At 47.1% G+C, this 17,528-nt stretch carries 16 protein-coding genes; 14 read left to right on the top strand and 2 right to left on the bottom strand.

Features of this window, described 5'->3' with window-relative positions:
- The first annotated feature begins 24 nt into the window (after positions 1-24).
- From GC093_RS15325 to GC093_RS15280, 10 genes are all read left to right on the top strand, one after another.
- Positions 25-1,365 (top strand): ABC transporter substrate-binding protein, encoded by a 1,341-nt coding sequence (locus GC093_RS15325; RefSeq protein ID WP_171652758.1) that lies wholly within the window; start codon positions 25-27, stop codon positions 1,363-1,365.
- A 91-nt stretch (positions 1,366-1,456) separates the two neighbouring features.
- Positions 1,457-2,323: a carbohydrate ABC transporter permease gene (locus tag GC093_RS15320; RefSeq protein ID WP_216624648.1), complete on the top strand. Its 867-nt coding sequence runs from the start codon at positions 1,457-1,459 to the stop codon at positions 2,321-2,323.
- A complete protein-coding gene (locus tag GC093_RS15315; RefSeq protein WP_171652756.1) occupies positions 2,320-3,135 on the top strand; it encodes a carbohydrate ABC transporter permease in 816 nt (271 codons plus the stop codon). The genes GC093_RS15320 and GC093_RS15315 overlap by 4 nt, the downstream gene beginning before the upstream one ends.
- Positions 3,136-3,229: 94 nt before the next feature.
- Complete coding sequence (locus GC093_RS15310; protein WP_171652755.1) at positions 3,230-4,939, top strand: sensor histidine kinase; 1,710 nt, start codon at positions 3,230-3,232, stop codon at positions 4,937-4,939.
- A gap of 29 nt (positions 4,940-4,968) precedes the next feature.
- On the top strand, positions 4,969-6,606 hold the full coding sequence (locus GC093_RS15305; protein ID WP_171652754.1) for a response regulator transcription factor: 1,638 nt from the start codon (positions 4,969-4,971) through the stop codon (positions 6,604-6,606).
- A gap of 189 nt (positions 6,607-6,795) precedes the next feature.
- Positions 6,796-7,947 carry an extracellular solute-binding protein gene (locus tag GC093_RS15300; protein WP_171652753.1) on the top strand — a complete coding sequence of 384 codons (1,152 nt, stop codon included), beginning with the start codon at positions 6,796-6,798 and terminating at the stop codon, positions 7,945-7,947.
- Positions 7,947-9,095 carry a CaiB/BaiF CoA transferase family protein gene (locus GC093_RS15295; RefSeq protein ID WP_171652752.1) on the top strand — a complete coding sequence of 383 codons (1,149 nt, stop codon included), beginning with the start codon at positions 7,947-7,949 and terminating at the stop codon, positions 9,093-9,095. Before GC093_RS15300 ends, GC093_RS15295 begins: the two co-directional genes overlap by 1 nt.
- Positions 9,096-9,115: 20 nt before the next feature.
- Positions 9,116-10,288 (top strand): CaiB/BaiF CoA transferase family protein, encoded by a 1,173-nt coding sequence (locus tag GC093_RS15290; protein WP_171652751.1) that lies wholly within the window; start codon positions 9,116-9,118, stop codon positions 10,286-10,288.
- Positions 10,285-10,806 carry a MaoC family dehydratase gene (locus tag GC093_RS15285; RefSeq protein ID WP_171652750.1) on the top strand — a complete coding sequence of 174 codons (522 nt, stop codon included), beginning with the start codon at positions 10,285-10,287 and terminating at the stop codon, positions 10,804-10,806. The genes GC093_RS15290 and GC093_RS15285 overlap by 4 nt, the downstream gene beginning before the upstream one ends.
- 8 nt (positions 10,807-10,814) lie before the next feature.
- Complete coding sequence (locus GC093_RS15280) at positions 10,815-11,315, top strand: MaoC family dehydratase (protein ID WP_312886540.1); 501 nt, start codon at positions 10,815-10,817, stop codon at positions 11,313-11,315.
- Here GC093_RS15280 and GC093_RS15275 read toward each other — a convergent pair.
- Complete coding sequence (locus GC093_RS15275; RefSeq protein WP_171652748.1) at positions 11,273-11,998, bottom strand: FadR/GntR family transcriptional regulator; 726 nt, start codon at positions 11,996-11,998, stop codon at positions 11,273-11,275. The genes GC093_RS15280 and GC093_RS15275 overlap by 43 nt on opposite strands.
- Before the next feature lie 121 nt (positions 11,999-12,119).
- Here GC093_RS15275 and GC093_RS15270 point away from each other — a divergent pair, with 121 nt between their 5' ends.
- The 3 genes from GC093_RS15270 to GC093_RS15260 are packed head-to-tail and all read left to right on the top strand — an operon-like array spanning position 12,120 to position 14,309.
- Positions 12,120-12,422, top strand: a complete 303-nt coding sequence (locus GC093_RS15270) for a UxaA family hydrolase (protein ID WP_216624647.1) — start codon at positions 12,120-12,122, stop codon at positions 12,420-12,422.
- On the top strand, positions 12,419-13,591 hold the full coding sequence (locus GC093_RS15265) for a UxaA family hydrolase (RefSeq protein WP_171652747.1): 1,173 nt from the start codon (positions 12,419-12,421) through the stop codon (positions 13,589-13,591). The genes GC093_RS15270 and GC093_RS15265 overlap by 4 nt, the downstream gene beginning before the upstream one ends.
- 43 nt (positions 13,592-13,634) lie before the next feature.
- The gene (locus tag GC093_RS15260) at positions 13,635-14,309 is read left to right on the top strand and encodes an RraA family protein (RefSeq protein WP_171652746.1); all 675 of its coding nucleotides are present in this window, start codon (positions 13,635-13,637) and stop codon (positions 14,307-14,309) included.
- 58 nt (positions 14,310-14,367) lie between these two features.
- Here GC093_RS15260 and GC093_RS15255 read toward each other — a convergent pair whose 3' ends face one another.
- A complete protein-coding gene (locus GC093_RS15255; RefSeq protein WP_171652745.1) occupies positions 14,368-15,195 on the bottom strand; it encodes an AraC family transcriptional regulator in 828 nt (275 codons plus the stop codon).
- Positions 15,196-15,243: 48 nt separating this feature from the next.
- Between GC093_RS15255 and GC093_RS15250 the strand changes: the two genes are divergently transcribed.
- Positions 15,244-17,484, top strand: a complete 2,241-nt coding sequence (locus GC093_RS15250; protein ID WP_512699092.1) for a TIM-barrel domain-containing protein — start codon at positions 15,244-15,246, stop codon at positions 17,482-17,484.
- Positions 17,485-17,528 lie beyond the last annotated feature (44 nt).

The following is a 17,528-nucleotide window of genomic DNA, read 5'->3' as shown; positions in this document are numbered from 1 at the left end:
ATTGCTAGTATAGGGAGGTTTCATATGTATAAGCATGTAAAGAGAAGTGTTGCAGCATTGCTGACTGTTGGATTAGTCGGTACAATGGCAGCGTGCGGTGGACAAGCAAGCACAAACACTGGTGCAAGCACCGATCCCGCGAAAGCGGATACAAAATCTGCACAGCCGTTTGCAGGAAAGAAAGTCACTGTTTTTGCTTTAAATCATCCTTGGAGCGATACAATCAAAGCTTCGCTGAAAGAATTTGAGGCAGCATCCGGGATGAAGGTTGATTTTCAATTGATCGGTGAAGACCAGTTGTCACAAAAGCTCGCTGTTCAAATTGCCTCGGGCGCAGCCGACCCGGATATTTTCATGTACCGCCCTTATATGGATAAGATTCTTTATCACAAAAATGGTTGGACAACACCGTTGAACGATTATGTCAATAAAGATCCGAAATATGATTTTGCCGATTTTGCGAAATCCTCTATTGAAGCAAGCACGATTGACAACAAAATAACATCCATACCGGTTTATACGGATCAATTTGTCCTCTATTACAGAAAAGACATCTTGGAAAAGAACGGAATTGCGGTTCCGAAAACGATGGCCGAGTTAGAGGCGGCTGCCAAGAAGCTGCATGATCCGGGCAAAGAGTTCTACGGTTTTGTAGGCCGGGGGCAAAGAAACGCCTTGGTAACGGCGGTAGCCTCCTACGTGTTCTCTGAGGGCGGAGATTTTATGAAGGATGGCAAAGCGGCCGTCAATACGCCTGAAGCGATCAAAGGCTTTCAACAGTATGCCAATTTGATTAAAAATTATGGACCTCAAGGCGTTCTGAACATGTCGTGGCCGCAGGCAGCGGGAATATTTGCTCAAGGTAAGGCTGCCTTCTACACGGAGACCGCTTCGGTATATAAAAATACGACCGATCCGGAGAAATCATTGGTTAAAGACAAAATCGGGTTTGCCACGTTTCCCGCAGGAAGTGCAGGAGCTAAGCCTTACAGTATAGCGGCCTGGGCACTTGCGATCAATTCCAAATCAGCGAATAAAGATGCCTCATGGGAATTCATTAAATGGGCGACCAGCAAGGAAACTGTGTTAAAGACGCAGAGAAGCGGAGTTCCAGGCCCGCGTAATTCTGTGTGGGCTCAAAAAGAAGGTGTTGAAACCTTCCCTGCGGACCTTGCAGTTGCTATTCAAGAGACAATGAAAATCGGCGTTGGCCACAACGTACCGGAAGTAATCAGCGTAGGTGAAGCGCGGGATGCAGTTGGAGCCGTTGTTGTAAAAGCCGTACTGGGCGAGGACATCAAAGCAGCTGCAGATAAAGCTAATGAAGAGTTTCAGACGATTATCGACAAAGATAAGACCAAATAATTAATTCAACAAGGACGGCAAATCAAAGGGCGTCGTCCCTTGATTTGCCGAATACATCAGGAAGGAGCGGTTGTTTGTGAGTTATGGATGGATGGATCGGAATTTGAAATGGATATTTACTTTGCCGGCAGCCCTGTTTGTTTTACTTGTAGTTGCTTTCCCGATTGCCTATACGGTCCGGATCAGCTTCTATGAATGGAGCATGTCTGCAGTTACTGCTCCTAAATGGGTAGGACTGGAGAATTACTCCGTATTATTAGCGGATCCAAGGTTTTGGGGCTCTATCCTTCGTACCCTGTATCATTCGGTTCCGTCGATTGTTATTGAAACTGTTCTGGGTGTTGCCATTGCTGTTTTGTTCTCGCGCAGTTTTATCGGGAGTAAATGGGTCAAGTCATTTCTTATGCTTCCGATGGTCGCTACTCCTGTGGCAATAGGACTGGTATGGCTGCTTATTTATGAGCCTTCTATCGGGTTGGCTAACCAAATGCTGAGAGGCTTAGGTTTAAAAACATACTCTTGGCTAGGTTCTGTGGACGGAGTAATTCCTTCCCTCATCATCATTGACGTTTGGCAGTGGACACCGATGATTGCGCTGCTCGTCATGGCAGGCTTAACCACGCTGCCATCGGAGCCGTATGAATCAGCAGACGTAGATGGAGCCACTTCTATTCAGAAGTTTTTCCATATCACGCTGCCGTTGCTCAAGCCTACAATACTGATTGCCGTCATCTTAAGGACCGTCGATTTGTTGAAAACGTTCGATACGATCTATTCAACGACCCAAGGCGGACCTAACTTTGCATCGGAGACATTGAACATAATGGTCTACACGCAGGCCTTTCAATATTTGAAGCTGGGATCAGCCTCTGCACTGCTTATGCTCTTTTTCATGATTATCATGGTTTTCGTCCTAATTCTCGTCATGGTCAAGAAGAGAATGGAGGCTGCGCAATGAAGACCAAATGGTTGCCAAGTGCTTTTTATTCCTTATTAACTCTGATAGTGCTGCTGTTTTTTACGTTTCCTTTTATATGGATGCTGCTGGCCTCCTTTAAAACACAAGTGCAGGTCCTTTCGACGGATCACATGTTCATTTTTAAGCCGACCTTCAAAAATTACGTTGAAGTGTTCGAGCAGAACGATTATGTTCTTTATTTATGGAACAGTTTCTTGGTAGCGCTTGGTTCAACCCTCGTAGCCTTATTACTGGGCTTGCCGGCAGCATATGCGATTGCTCGTTACCGTCTGCATGCTTTCGCAACAGTCATTCTGATTGCCAAAATCATTCCCGGAATTTCCTACTTGGTGCCGTGGTATATTTTGTTCACCCAACTCCACCTCGTAGACACTATTACTGTCCTTATCCTCAGTCATATGGTGATTGGGCTGCCTCTTATTATGTGGATCATGATTCCGTTCTTTGAATCGTTTCCTATGGAGGTTGAAGAATCCTCATGGATTGACGGAAGCTCCAAAATTCGAGCCTTTGCTGCGATTGTGCTGCCGATATCCCTTCCGGGTATTGTGACATCCGGTTTGCTTGCGTTTATTTTCTCATGGAACAATTTCATGTTCTCTCTAATTCTCTCCGGGGAGAAAACGAAAACATTGCCGATTGCCGTGTTTAATTTCATTTCGTCCTCCAGCATTAATTGGGGAGGGTTGATGGCGGCGGCTTGCATTATCATTATGCCTGTACTGATCATGGCCTTGCTTACGCAGAAATATGTGGTGAGCGGCTTGTCGGCAGGAGCGGTCAAAGGCTAATCCAGGTTATGGCGCATAAAAGAGTACCCCTGTCAGTGAAATTAATATACACTATCCTTACCAAAGGAACATCAGGAGACGGGGGCACACAGTCATGCGCTTAAAGCTGAACATTTTCAAAAAAATAATGGTATTCATCATCGTTTTGCTAATCCCTATTGTTATCTTGTACAGCTATTCCAATCAGGTATCCGTAACTGTCGTTGAGGACGAAATACAGAATTCAAACTTAAATCGCTTATCATTCTTTACCTCGCAAATGGATAATGTAGTGAATCAGCTGTCCATTACTTCTATAATAGTAAGCAAGGACCAGAGCATTAAAGAATTGCTCGACTCTACGAATCAAAAGTCGACGTTCGAGCAGCTGAGATTACAGGAATCGATCGTTGGGAAATTAAATTTGCTAAGCGCCACTAGCAGCTGGTCCAACCGCTTAACGATTTATTTTCCGAAAATGAAGCAAGCGGTTTCAAACGATTATAACGGTGTGTATGATCCGGATTTTTTGCGTAAAAATTTGAAAACGTATTGGGAGTACCATCCGCAGGATTCGGGGGATTCCTATTTTGCTAAATTTATGGTGAGTCCTTTGATCTCTTATAAGGATCCTGAGGATGCCGACGCTATTATCGAAGTGAGGTTTTTTCAACAAAATTTAATCAATATGTTAAGCGACTTCGAACAGGTTGGAAAGGGTACCCCCTTTCTTTATTACCCGGGTGTCGAACCTATCATGAATACGGTATCGGACTCGACGTTAGTACGCGAATTGGTTGCACATTTGGACAACGAGCATTTGGAGCCGCTAGGTCATCTTATCGTCGAGCTGAACCACGAGAAATATTTGGTTGATTATGTGAAGTCGAAGAACCTAGGATTTTATCTGGTTGATTTTGTGCCGCTTCAGCAAATTTTATCGCCGATCGTCAAGAGCCGGAATTTATTTTATTTCTCGATAGGGCTGCTTCTGATCATGAGCATAGTGGTAGCGCTTCTGCTTTATAAGCAAGTGCAAATTCCAATAAAATGGCTGCTGCGGGGAGTACATGGAATCAGGTCCGGCCAATATGCGATGAGGCTGCATTATAACCCGAACAACGAGTTTGATTATCTTTTTTTGCGCTTTAATGAGATGGCGGGACAAATCCAAGAGCTGGTGGAGAAAGTATATATGGAAAATATCCGCTTTCGCGAAGCAAAGCTGAAGCACTTGCAATCGCAGATCAATCCCCACTTTTTGTATAATTGTTTGTTTTTCATAAAAAATATGATTGCCGTCGGAGATAAACAGGCTGCTACTGCAATGGTGTTGAATTTAGGAGACTACTACCGCTACATCACCAAGCTGGAAAATACAATGACAACCCTGGAAGACGAGATGAAAATGGTTCAAAATTATTTGAACATCCAAAATTTGCGGATAGAGCGGTTTCATTATGAAATCGACATTCCAGAATCGATGGCCCAGCTTGAAATCCCCCGGCTGATGATCCAGCCTATTGTAGAAAATGCGATTGTTCATGGAATAGGAAAAGTGGAGCATTACGGTATTATTACAATAGAAGGAAGACGGTCGGAAACCGGAAACAGGATCATCATTGATGATAACGGGAGCGGGATGTCCGATGAAAGGCTAACGGAGCTGCAGCAGCGGGTAGCGCTTCCTATGGAAGAAGAAATGAGCTGCGGACTATGGAATGTACATCAACGGCTTTTATACCAATTCAACAAAAGCTCCGGGCTCGTGTTTTCACATTCTCCGCAAGGCGGTATCCGTGTTGAAATCAGGTGGGAAGATTAACACATTTCTGCAAGAAGAGGGGTGTAGGCATGCTTCAATTATTGCTTGTAGACGATGAAATGAACGTGGTGGAGGCATTGGCCAGTGCACTGCCTTGGCAGGAAGTGGGGATTGACAAGGTTCATAAAGCATATTCTGCTACGGAAGCGCTGGATATATTGAAGACGAATGCCATTGATATAGTTATTACTGATATTTGTATGCCGGGGATGGACGGCTTGCAGCTAATTGAACAAATTCAATTGAACTGGAAGAAAACCAAGTGTATCCTGCTTACGGGCTTTGCGGAGTTTGAATATGCCCAAAAGGCGATTCAAAACCAAATTAGCGATTATTTGCTCAAGCCTGTCAGCGATGAAGAGATTTTATCAAGGGTGAAGTCTGTGGTCGAATTGATCCGCAAGGAACTAGAAACGAATGAGACCTATCAACGTGCAATGCAAGCTCTACGCGACCATCTGCCGAGGCTGAGAGGCGAGCTTCTTCAAGATATGCTGCAGGGTAAGCGGATTTCTCCCGTTAAACTGACGGAAAAAATGAGGCTGTTGGAAATTCCCAACGGCTTTCAAGAAGAATTCGTTTTACTGCTTATTCGCTTTAAAGAGCAATTCGCCGATTACGATCCGTTTGAAATGTCATTGATGGAATTTGCCATTGGCAATTTGGCTACGGAAACCTTCGAGGAATTTTTTCATTTATGGCTTTGTAAAGATGTACATGACTATTTGATCATCTTGATTACACCCAACGATAAGCTAAAAGGATTAATGGCTGAGAAAAGCAAAGGCGAGCTCAAGTATCAGCTGGAAAGGCTAGCCAACGAATTGCAATTAAACGTCCAGCATTTCTTGAAAGGTAGAATATCCGTATTGATCAGCCAGTGGGGTATGTTCCCAGATGACCTGACCAAACTTTATTATAATTCGCTCTCTATATTCAGAAAACGATTCGGCGATGAGAAGGACCTTCCGGTTTATACCGCTGACGAATCGGAGAGCGCGGATATGAATATACTGTACCGCCTGTATGAGCCCCCGATGCTGGTCCATCTAATGGATGCGGGAAATTGGGGGATGGTCCAGCAAAAACTGGAATCGATTTTGGAAGAGCTGGAGCTGTTTTGGCCGGAATCTTCGGAGCACCTTACCGAAGCTTTTTTCTCAATATTCGCGTCATTCTCCTTTATTGCTCATAAGAACGGGAAAATGCTGGGGGAGCTTATTGGAAATGAATACGCCCGTGGTAAAGAATTGGCCCCGTGCCGCACGGTCCAGTCGCTTCGTGCATGGATTTGGAACGTTATGGAACGGCTGCAAATCTATACGAACAGTGAAACGAAAAACGCCCGGGAGTCGGCCGTCCAACAAACCCAAAAGTTCGTTCAAGCTAATCTAACCGTAGATGTATCTTTGCAGGCAATCTCGGAAAGCTTGCAAATGCATCCCGCTTATTTATCCCGCATTTACAAGCTGGAGACCGGCGAAAATTTAAGCGATTATATATACCGATTAAAAATGGAGCAATCCGCCCATCTCTTGAAAACCAGTACAAGAAAGATTTACGAGGTTGCCATTGAAGTCGGCTATCAAAATCCTAATTATTTTATCAAAGTGTTTAAAAAGCATTTTGGTATTACTCCGCAGGACTATCGCACCTCCAGCAAGTAAATCGGAGTCAGTTTGTTAAAGCGCGTGGATTAAAAAGAATCGTTGGCAAGAGGTAAGATTGAATTCGAAATTCGATGCTGCCTGGTAGCCTAACGTAACTTTTTAACCACCGCATTCATTTTATATTAGTGGTAGTACCACAGTACCAATGTTTAATAGATCGATTATTATAAATAGGAGGCTAAAGGTATGAGTATTAAGTTAAAAGGAATTACTTGGAACCACAGCCGTGGGTTTCTTCCCATGGTGGCAACGTCTCAAAGATTTTCGGAAATGAATACGGAGGTGGAGATCAGTTGGGAGAAACGTTCCCTGCAGGAATTTGCCGACGAACCGATTCAGTATTTGGCGGAGAAATACGACCTTCTTGTCATCGATCATCCATGGGCGGGCTTTGCTGCGGATAAACAAATTTTAGTTCCACTAGAGCAGCATTTGCCAGTTGGCTACTTGGCCGATCAAGCCGCGCATAGCGTAGGCAAGTCTCATGAAAGCTATAATTTCGACGGATATCAGAGCGCGCTGGCGATTGATGCGGCAACGCCTGTAGCTTCCTTCCGGCCGGATTTGCTGGAAAGGTTTGAAGAAGCGGTCCCCAGGACATGGGATGATTTACTGACGCTAGCCAAGCGCGGGTTGGTGGCATTCCCCGGAATCCCGATCGACTCGTTAATGAATTTCTATATGCTGTGCAGCACGCAGGGAGAAGACCCTTGCCAGCAAGAGGATATCGTGGTTTCCCGGGAGGCGGGGCTGCGCACATTGGAGCAGCTTAGAGAACTGGCCGGCTATTGCACGAAGGAAATGTTCGACTGGAACCCGATCAAGGTTTACGAAGCGATGACCAGCCGTGATGATCTTGCCTATTGTCCGTTTGCCTATGGATACTCCAATTATTCCAGACCCGGATACGCGAAGAACATTCTGAAATTCGACGATATGGTCAGAATTGGTTCCTATGACAAGCTGCGAAGTACTCTAGGAGGTACAGGGCTTGCCATATCCGTCCGTTGCCAACATGTCGATACAGCACTGCAGTATGCGATCTACGCGGCAAGCCCTGGCTGCCAGAAAACATTGTACACGGAAAGTGGAGGCCAACCCGGCTATCGTGGAGCCTGGGAAGACAGCGAAGTGAACCGCAGAAACGGAGATTACTTCAAGAACACGCTTCCGGCATTGGATAGAGCTTATATGCGCCCCCGTTACAGTGGGTATTTGGATTTTCAGGATCATGCCGGTGATTTCGTACGTGATTATATGATGCGTGGCGGGAATGCCGACCGGGTGCTTGAGCAAATGAATCGTCTATACGGTGAATCGAAAAGAGGGAATGCATAGTGAAGCCTTTAGAAGGACTTGTGGTTCTAGAGTTTTGCCAGTTTTTGTCCGGACCGTCAGCAGGTTTACGTCTGGCGGATTTGGGGGCAAGGGTCATTAAGATCGAAAGGCCGGGTACCGGCGATCTATGTCGTCAGCTGATTCTGAACAACTTGGAGCTGAACGGGGAAAGCGCCTTGTTTCAAACCATCAACCGCAACAAGGAAAGCTTCTCCGCTGATCTGAAGAATACCGGCGACTTAGAGACGGTTAAGAAGCTAATTGCCAACGCGGACGTTCTGATTGAGAACTTTCGCCCGGGCACTATGGAGAAGCTGGGGCTGGATTATGAGAGCGTACAGCAGTTGAATCCCCGGATCGTCTACGCGAGTGTGACGGGCTACGGTAAAGAAGGCCCATGGAAGGGGAAGCCCGGTCAAGATTTACTCGTACAGTCCTTGTCAGGGTTGACATGGTTGAACGGCAACAGCGATCAGCCTCCGGTGCCTTTTGCGTTGGCGGTAGCGGATATTCTAACCGGCGCCCATCTGGTCCAAGGAATTCTGGCTTGTCTTGTTCGCAGGGGGATTACCGGAAAAGGAGGTCTTGTCGAAGTCAGCCTGCTTGAATCGATCCTTGACTTTCAGTTTGAGGTGTTAACGACGTTCCTCAATGACGGCGGTGAGCAGCCGGCGCGAAGCTCGATCAATAATGCGCACGCTTATTTAGGGGCACCATACGGTATTTATGAAACGGATGACGGATACATTGCGCTCGCGATGGGGTCGGTGATCCGGCTGGGGGAACTGCTGGAATGCCCGGAGGTAGCTGCATTTACGGACTCGAAGGAATGGTTTACCCGCAGGGATGAAATCAAGAGGCTGCTGGCTGCCCATTTGAAGAAGAAAACAACGGAGGAGTGGCTCAGCGTCCTGGAGCCCGCCGATTATTGGTCTGCGGAAGTCTATCAATGGGATCAATTGTTGAACCATGAAGGGTTTAAAGTGTTGGATATGATTTTGGAGGTCAGCCGTCCTGGTGAGACCGCCTTAAAAACAACCCGGTGCCCGATCCGAATTAATGGGGAAAGATTCAAGTCGCTCAAAGGGGCACCGCGTATCGGCGAGGACAATCAAGCCATCAAGGGCGACTTTGGCTTGCCGGAGTAATCTGGGAAAGGGGCAGCGATGTGAAAAGAAACGTTGCGGAAAGACCGTTAGAGGGTATCCTTGTTCTTGATTTCAGTCAGTTTCTATCCGGTCCTTCTGCGGCTCTCCGCCTGGCCGACTTAGGAGCAAGAGTCATTAAAGTCGAGCGGCCGCAAGGCGGGGACATTTGCAGAACGCTGTACATCTCCAATCTGGAGTTAGATGGAGACAGCACTCTCTTTCATTCCATCAATCGGAATAAGGAGAGCTTCGCCGCTGACTTGAAAAATCTCGAAGATATGGCTGACGTGAAGGAATTAATCCGCAAAGCGGACGTTCTGATCCAAAATTTTCGACCCGGCGTGATGGAAAGGCTTGGTTTACACTACGATGCAGTCAAAGCATTAAACCCGGGAATCATTTATGGAGAGATAACCGGTTACGGTCCAACGGGTCCATGGAAGAACAAACCGGGCCAGGATCTGTTGGTTCAATCTTTATCGGGATTAACTTGGTTAAACGGCGATCAGTGGCAGCCTCCAACGCCCTTAGGATTGGCTGCGGCGGATATGATGGCCGGTGCGCATCTCGTTCAAGGGATATTGGCAGGACTCGTCAGGAGAGGCATACACGGCGTTGGCTGCCAAGTGGAAGTAAGCCTGCTGGAATCTACGCTCGACCTGCAGTTTGAGGTGTTAACCACCTATTTAAACGATGGCGGTATGCAGCCGGAACGGGCATCGATGAACAACGCCCACGCTTATCTGGGAGCTCCTTACGGCATTTACGAAACGGCGGATGGTTATATAGCCTTGGCTATGGGCTCTGTCACGGAGCTCGGCAGGCTGCTGGACTGTCCAGCATTAAGCCGATTTGAAGACAGCAAGACATGGTTGGACCGCAGGGATGAAATAAAAGCCATTATAGCCGGTCATCTGATAACAGCCGATACCAGAGAATGGCTGGACCGGCTGGCACCTTCGGATTATGGATGTGCCGACGTTTTAAGATGGGATCAATTGCTGGGGCATGACGCATTTCAAGCTTTGCAGATGGTACAGACTGTATACCGCAGCAATGGAACTGCATTGAGAACAACACGATGCCCGATTCGCATCGATGGTGAAGTATATACTTCACAGAAAGGCTCCCCAACAATCGGAGAAGATAACGGGAGCATCAGAAGCATGCTGAGAGAGGTGGAAAACAAATGACACAAACCAATGGTAACCCTAGACCCCATCAAGACCTGCCCTTATTTAACACGGAGCAATGGATGTATGAAGAATTCGAAGTCGGGCAAAAAATACGTTCTATCCGCCGGACTATTTCCGAAGGAGAAAGTATGCAGTTCAACGCACTAGTGATGGATCTGCATCCTTATGTAGCTGATGAAATGTTTGCCAAAGAAGAGGGCGTGTTCGGGAGACGGTTGGTGGCGGGAGCTCTGGTATTCAGTATGGGACTCGGCTTAATGGCACACAACAATATCCATACGTTCAGCTACGGATACGACAAGCTGCGCTTCATCAAGCCGGTGTTTATCGGCGATACCATCTATACCGTCCGAACCCAGCTGGAGAAAAGACCGAAATATAAAGAAATGGGCTTGGTCCGGGTCTGCTATGAAGTGTTTAAAAATGAAGGAGAGCTGGCGCTCTATTGCGAGCATCTGCAAACGGTGAAATATCGTTACCCGGAGCAATGGAAGGATCAGATTGAAAAACAATAATACGACAAGTGGAGGCAGAAACGATGGGCAGCCAATCGATTTTTTTTGAGCAATACGAAACGGGTTCAAGCAGGGAGACAACCGGACGCACAATCACCGAAACCGATATTGTAATCCATGCGGGCCAAACCGGGGATTTTTATCCCCATCATATGGATGCGGAATGGTGTAAAACCCAGGAGTTTAAACAGAGGATCGCACATGGCACGTTAATCTTCAGCGTGGGGATTGGCATGACCGCAGGCGAGATGAATCCGGAGGCCCTTTCCTACGGGTATGACCGATTACGGTTCATCAAGCCGGTATTTATCGGTGACACGATCTATGTCAAAGCATCCATAAAAGAAAAACGGGATTACCCAAAGCGGCCGGACTATGGTGTTATCGTGGAACTGGTAGAGGCGTTCAACCAACACAGAGAATTAGTGATGGTTTGCGAGCATCTCCTTCTGGTCCGAAGAGAACCTTACTTATCTGACGAGGACGGAGCACCCAAAATTGTATCGTAAAATGTTTTGGAGCTTTGGAAAAACGTCTCGATCCTTTGTTGTACTAGCTTCAAATTTTTTGAACGCATAGCTTCATAGATTAAAAACCGGTTCTCAATGCTGTTATCGATCGCACCCGGTACATTCAACAGCTTGATGTTCGTTTCTCTGCGCAAGTGGATGATCGTTTGCATTAATTTACCGTAAATGCGGTTTCCAGAAATTTCACCCATGAACAAATCGTATTCATCCAGGTAGTTAAGGAACAGCTCAGGCGTTTTTTTATTATTGGCGTTCAGCATTGAGTTCAACATGGCTTCCATTGTAATGAAATGCTCAGGAGCGGCATTTTTAGCTGCCTCAAGGTAAACCTCGGATTCAATTAATTTTCTGGCAGCGTAAATTTCGTCCAGGTTGTGGATTTCATTATGAAAGAGCCACGTGATGGCATCCGCCGGAATGGGCTCCTCTTGTTTATTGACGAAGCTTCCTTCTCCGGCTTTTATTGTTATCATTCCAAGCAGCGACAGGGCTCTAAGAGCTTCACGGATTCGTCCCCGGGTTACTTGAAACTGTATGGCAAGGTCCCGTTCGTTGGGAAGCTTGTCCCCTGGCCTAATTTGACCTGAAGTAATCAAGCGGGCGATTTGCTCCATGACTTGTTCGGTGACGGTAATGCGTTTGACTGGCTTAATTTCCAACATGGAGGCCTCCTTCGTCCGGATCATCGATATTATAGCATAGTTTCGGCTTGCGGCTAAAAGGATAGGTTGAAAAAGCAGCGGTTTCTGCTCATTGCAGATGAATCGGGAAGGGTGATGAAAGTTGACGGATTGTAAGGTTGCGGTCAGGGCTATCATTCTGGATGGCAAGGATAACGTAGCAACAGCCTTGCAGGATATGTCCAAAGAAACAGCAGTTTCTTTCGCGGAGCGGGGATGCACCACTGTACGACTGCTGAACGATATACCATTCGGGCATAAATTTGCCTTGTCCGATCTATCGGAAGGGGAAACGATAGTTAAATACGGAGTGCCAATCGGACAGTTAATACGTCCTGTGAAAGCAGGGGAGCACATACATCTGCATAATCTAGTTACGCTGCAAAGGAGGGGAGACGTGCAATGAAAGGATATAAACGGGCGGACGGGCGATTAGGTATCCGTAACCATATCGCGGTTATCTATACCGTAGAATGCGCTCACCACGTTGCGGATACCATTGCCAGAAGCGTTCCGGGTGCAGAGGTTTTCGGCTTTGCCGGTTGTTATTCGGATCCGTATGCCTTTCGAATGCTGGTGGAACTGGGCAAACATCCGAATGTAGCAGGGGTCATTGTAGTTCGTCTTGGCTGTGAAAGCACTGACGTAGATGCTCTCGTGAAGCAAATTTCTGCAAGCGGCAAGCGGGTTGAGCTCATCATCATACAGGAGGCGGGAGGTTCCTTGGCTTCCATAAACCAGGGTAAAACGCTTGCTGCAGAGATGGTACGGTATGCCCAAGAAACACAAACGGTTGACATGGCTCTTAGCGATCTTATAATCGGCGTGGAGTGCGGCGGATCTGATGCCACCTCCGGTATATCAGCGAATCCCGCCACCGGCTGGGCGGTGGACTGCTTGGTTGATCAAGGGGCAACCGTCATATTCAGCGAACTGCCTGAACTGCTTGGTTGCAACGATTATCTGCTTGGGCGGATTGCAGATGAATCGGTTAAGCATCAGCTATTGAACGGTTTAGAACGGGCTAATGATCTTGGCAACAGGCTGGAGGCATTCGCCGTATCCACGGGCAATGAGAAGGGCGGATTAACCACCATTGAGGAGAAGTCACTTGGCGCATTGTGTAAAGCGGGAACCAAGCCGATCAGCGGCATTATTAAACCGGGGCAGCGGCCTTCCAGCTCCGGGCTTTATTTATTGGATAAAGTGGGACGTCTGGACACGCAGCAAATTACCCATTACGAAGAGAATGACAATGACGGGTTGATAACGTTAATCGGCTCTGGTGCCCATATTATCTTGTTTACAACAGGCAGAGGCAGCGTGGTGGGGTCAGTCGTTTCTCCTGTCATCAAAATTTGCGGAAACCCTGTCACCTGCCGCCGAATGGCAGATAACATGGATATCAAAGCGGGCGACATCATTGAAGGAACCCATACCGTGGCAGAGGTTGGGCAGGAGATCGTTGAGAGGATCGTTTTAGTGGCGGAAGGAAAACCGACTCAGGCGGAGCTGCTTGGACACAAGGAGTATTTCATTCCTTATAAGCCAAGTAGAGCCTGTGAGCTCGGATAAGCGGAATCATCAATAATGAGAACAGTGAAGAGAGGGAGCACCTATGGAGAATCAAGGGAAAGTCATTGAAATGGATGAAATGCTGGCACGATTTTCGAACATTTATAACGGAGCTATATCTGATACGCTGGACCAATTAGGCTACCGGGATCAGGTTCTTCCCAAAGAGCTGACAGGTTTAACGGCGGAAGCCACCTTCTGCGGGACGGCGCTTACCGTTAACGGCGAAGGAACCCATTCCAAGGATACGGATGTTGCATTTGTACCTTTGTTAAAAATGCTTGGCGACGTTCAAAAAAACAATGTCGTCATAGTACAGCCTAATGATGATATATGCTCGCATCTTGGAGAGCTGGCCTCCACAACGATTAAAGCCCGCGGAGGTGTTGGTGCGGTCATTTACGGCGGTGTTCGCGACACCGGTTACATCCAAAAGCTGGGGCTGCCCGTGTTTAAATTGTACTCCACACCTGTTGATATTGTAGGCCGCTGGTATGTGAAAGAATATAATGTGCCAATCCGCATCAAAAATGTGACCATTCAACCGGGCGATATCATAAGAGCAGATAAAGACGGGGTGGTCGTTATTCCTAAAAACATCGCCGAAGAGGTCTTAATCAAATCGGAAGAGATCATGAACACGGAAAATAACGTCCGCAATGACGTAATGAACGGTATTCATCCATTGGAGTCCTTTTACAAGCACGGGTGGTTCTGATTGTCAGCGTAAGCTTTGCCTTTACCTTATTGCCCCTAAGCATTAGCTGGTAAAGCTTCTACAAGCCTAACCGGCTGCGATATTTCATGGGACTTACCAACAGATGCTTGCTGAATATTTTGGAAAATTGCAGCGGGTCCTCGTAACCAACCGATCTGGCAATATCGCTGATGCTTAAGCTCGTGTCGGTCATCAGCTCACAGGCTTTACGCAGACGATATTGGACCAGCATACGATGCGGCGAGTGGCCCAAATGCTGCTTGAAAATACTTGTTAAATATCGCCGATCGATATTCAAATGCTGAGCCATATCCTGAATTTTAATATTACGGGTGTAGTGGGTATACATATACTCCAGCGCTTGCTCCATGTACGCATCCTGCTTGTTATAACTGCCGGTATGCTGCGGGGAGACCTCCTGTTGACCGGATGCAAGCAGCAGAGAGAGGAGGATGAATAGGTAACCCGTTCGTCTCATCTGGATGCCCGGTGAAAGCTCCTTCTTCGTTCGATTTAGCTCAGTAAAGCATTCTATTAATTGTTCATCCGCATCATAGTGGAATATTGGGTTATTCCGGCTCAGCCCCATGAGCTCCAAGCTGCGGTCTATTCCTTCTCCCTTAAAGCCAACCCATGAATAATGCCACGGATTGTCCAGGTCCGCCTTATAATAAAACCGAACCCCCGGAGTTATTAGGAATCCGCATTTGCCGGAGAGGGAGTAGGTTCTTCCTTCTGTCTCAAAAGTCCCTTTTCCACTATGGATGTAATGGATCAGATAGTGATCGCGCAAGGCAGGCCCATGAACATGACCGGGTTTGCATGCGGATTCTCCACTGTAATAATAATGCAGTATCATCCCGTTATTAATTGATGGATCCAGCATGTCAACACCCCTCAAGACCATGATTAGTTATTCCAATTTACCATAAATATGCGACAAATTGCCATATGTGTATTTGATGGAAATCCTTATAATATGGATCATAACGAGTTTAAGGGTATGAATTACTTTGACCTTTTTGACATATTGAAGGGAGATTACGGAATGACAGTGCTGAATTGGCAGGAGCTAGGCTGTGGTATATGGAAAACAGTGGTTGGAGAGCAGCAGGACTTTACCCCTTTGTCATGGATGTCTCGTGAACCGATCTATGAGGCTTTGGAGCAAATGCAGGGGGCGACGCTTCCTTTTGCCATGAGTGATATCGAATTAGAAGCTACAGGCTCCTCGCGTATTTTACGTCTTCCCCTTCAGGAGGATGAAAAGCTTTACGGTCTGGGCTTGCATTTTATGAAAATGAACCATCGGGGGAGGACACGGTTTTTACGTGTTAACAGCGACCCCAAGCAAGACACTGGAGAGACGCATGCACCAGTTCCCTTTCTGGTTACAGACCAAGGCTATGGGTTGCTTGTCAACACATCCCGAATCGTAACGGTACACTGCGGTTCAACCGTCAAATTGAATGAAACGGTCTCGGAGAGGGTCAAGGACCGGAATAATGATAGAAGAAACTGGAAGGCTACTCCTTTGTCGGACTGCATGGAAGTCGTATTGCCCCAGGAAGGCGCTGAGCTGTACCTTATCGGGGGACCTACCGTGATGGATGCAGTCCGTAGGTATAATTTGTTATGTGGCGGCGGGACGCTTCCTCCCAAATGGGGTCTTGGTTTTTGGCATCGGGTTCCTACCCTGTATACCGACAAAGAGGTTCAGGAGGAAGCGATGGAATTCCGTAATCGTGACTTTCCTTGCGATGTTATTGGATTGGAGCCTGGCTGGCACAGTAAAAGCTATCCTGTCACCTATGAATGGGCAAAGGAACGATTCCCTGAACCTAAGAAAACGTTAGATGCGTTGACGGAGGCCGGATTTCGTGTGAATTTGTGGGAGCATCCGTATGTTTCACCGGAGTCCAAGCTCTATGAACCCTTAGAGCCTCTCTCGGGCAGCTACTCGGTATGGGGAGGGCTTGCACCGGATTATTCATTGCCTGAGGCGCAGCGATTATATCAGGAGCAGCATCTGCAAGAGCATGTTAGTCTTGGTGTCTCGGGATATAAGCAAGACGAATGCGACGGTAGTGAACTAACCGGTAACTCTTGGATGTTTCCCTCTCATACACAGTTTCCTTCTGGACATGACGGAGAACAAATGAGGCAGATGTATGGTCTGTTATTTCAGAAAATGACAGATGACTTATTCAGGAGTCAGAATCGCCGTACATACGGGTTGGTGAGAGCATCTAATGCTGGCGCTTCATCCATGCCTTATGTGCTGTACTCTGATTTGTATGATCATAAACAGTTCATCCGTGCACTGTGTAATTCATCCTTCAGCGGATTGTTGTGGACGCCTGAAGTACGGCGAGCCTCAAGTGCAGAGGATTGGGTACGGCGTATGCAAGCGGTATGCCTATCCCCACTGGCTATGCTGAACGCTTGGGGAGATGGGACGAAGCCATGGTCGTATCCTGAGGTGGAGCACATTATTCGGCATTATATTAAGCTTCGTATGAGATTGATTCCTTATCTTTACACGACTTTTGCCCAATATCGCTTCCAGGGTATTCCACCCTTCCGTGCGATGCCGTTGGTGATGGATATGGCTGATGGCATTACGATCAATGAAACCGGACGGGCGCTTAACACAACAGATGGAGCTTATGGGAAAAAGACAGAGAAGCTATGGGATGACCAATTTATGCTTGGTGATAGTTTGCTAGTAGCCCCCATGTTTGCGGGTGAAGCCAGTCGGGAGGTACTCCTTCCACAAGGGGGATGGTTCGGATTAGAGACGGGCGAGCGATATGAGGGAGGGCAGGTGATTCAGGTTGAGCCTGGGTTGGAGCAAATGCCAATTTTCGTTAAAGAAGGCGCCATCCTGCCTACCATTCCAGCACTTGCTCATGCCCAACTGCCTGGTGAAAAGGTTCAGCTGCATCTCATTCATTTCGGCAATAAACCAGGGCAAGCCTTATTATATGATGATGATGGTGAAACCTTCGATTATGAAAAGGGAGACCACCGCTGGGCACAGATTGAAGTTTCTGGTACAGGGGAACAGGGGGATCAGGCTTTTAAAGGCTCAATCTCTGAAGAATTTGAAGCTCTCTTTAGCTACGACCAAGTGAAATGGACCTTTGGTGCAAACCGATTACCTGAGGAATGACTTACTGCAAAAACAACCAAGCTCCATTAAGGAGACTTGGTTGT

The organism is Paenibacillus foliorum (genome assembly GCF_013141765.1).
GTDB classification, from domain to species: domain Bacteria; phylum Bacillota; class Bacilli; order Paenibacillales; family NBRC-103111; genus Paenibacillus_S; species Paenibacillus_S foliorum.
This window is presented reverse-complemented; position numbering and strand designations above follow the sequence as displayed.

Coding starts and splice junctions, on each gene's coding strand:
- GC093_RS15305 (WP_171652754.1), top strand. CDS start 4,969: ATGCTTCAATTATTGCTTGTAGACGATGAAATGAACGTGGTGGAGGCA.
- GC093_RS15310 (WP_171652755.1), top strand. CDS start 3,230: ATGCGCTTAAAGCTGAACATTTTCAAAAAAATAATGGTATTCATCATC.
- GC093_RS15315 (WP_171652756.1), top strand. CDS start 2,320: ATGAAGACCAAATGGTTGCCAAGTGCTTTTTATTCCTTATTAACTCTG.
- GC093_RS15300 (WP_171652753.1), top strand. CDS start 6,796: ATGAGTATTAAGTTAAAAGGAATTACTTGGAACCACAGCCGTGGGTTT.
- GC093_RS15255 (WP_171652745.1), bottom strand. CDS start 15,195: ATGCTGGATCCATCAATTAATAACGGGATGATACTGCATTATTATTAC.
- GC093_RS15275 (WP_171652748.1), bottom strand. CDS start 11,998: ATGTTGGAAATTAAGCCAGTCAAACGCATTACCGTCACCGAACAAGTC.
- GC093_RS15325 (WP_171652758.1), top strand. CDS start 25: ATGTATAAGCATGTAAAGAGAAGTGTTGCAGCATTGCTGACTGTTGGA.
- GC093_RS15265 (WP_171652747.1), top strand. CDS start 12,419: ATGAAAGGATATAAACGGGCGGACGGGCGATTAGGTATCCGTAACCAT.
- GC093_RS15320 (WP_216624648.1), top strand. CDS start 1,457: ATGGATCGGAATTTGAAATGGATATTTACTTTGCCGGCAGCCCTGTTT.
- GC093_RS15285 (WP_171652750.1), top strand. CDS start 10,285: ATGACACAAACCAATGGTAACCCTAGACCCCATCAAGACCTGCCCTTA.
- GC093_RS15260 (WP_171652746.1), top strand. CDS start 13,635: ATGGAGAATCAAGGGAAAGTCATTGAAATGGATGAAATGCTGGCACGA.
- GC093_RS15250 (WP_512699092.1), top strand. CDS start 15,244: ATGCGACAAATTGCCATATGTGTATTTGATGGAAATCCTTATAATATG.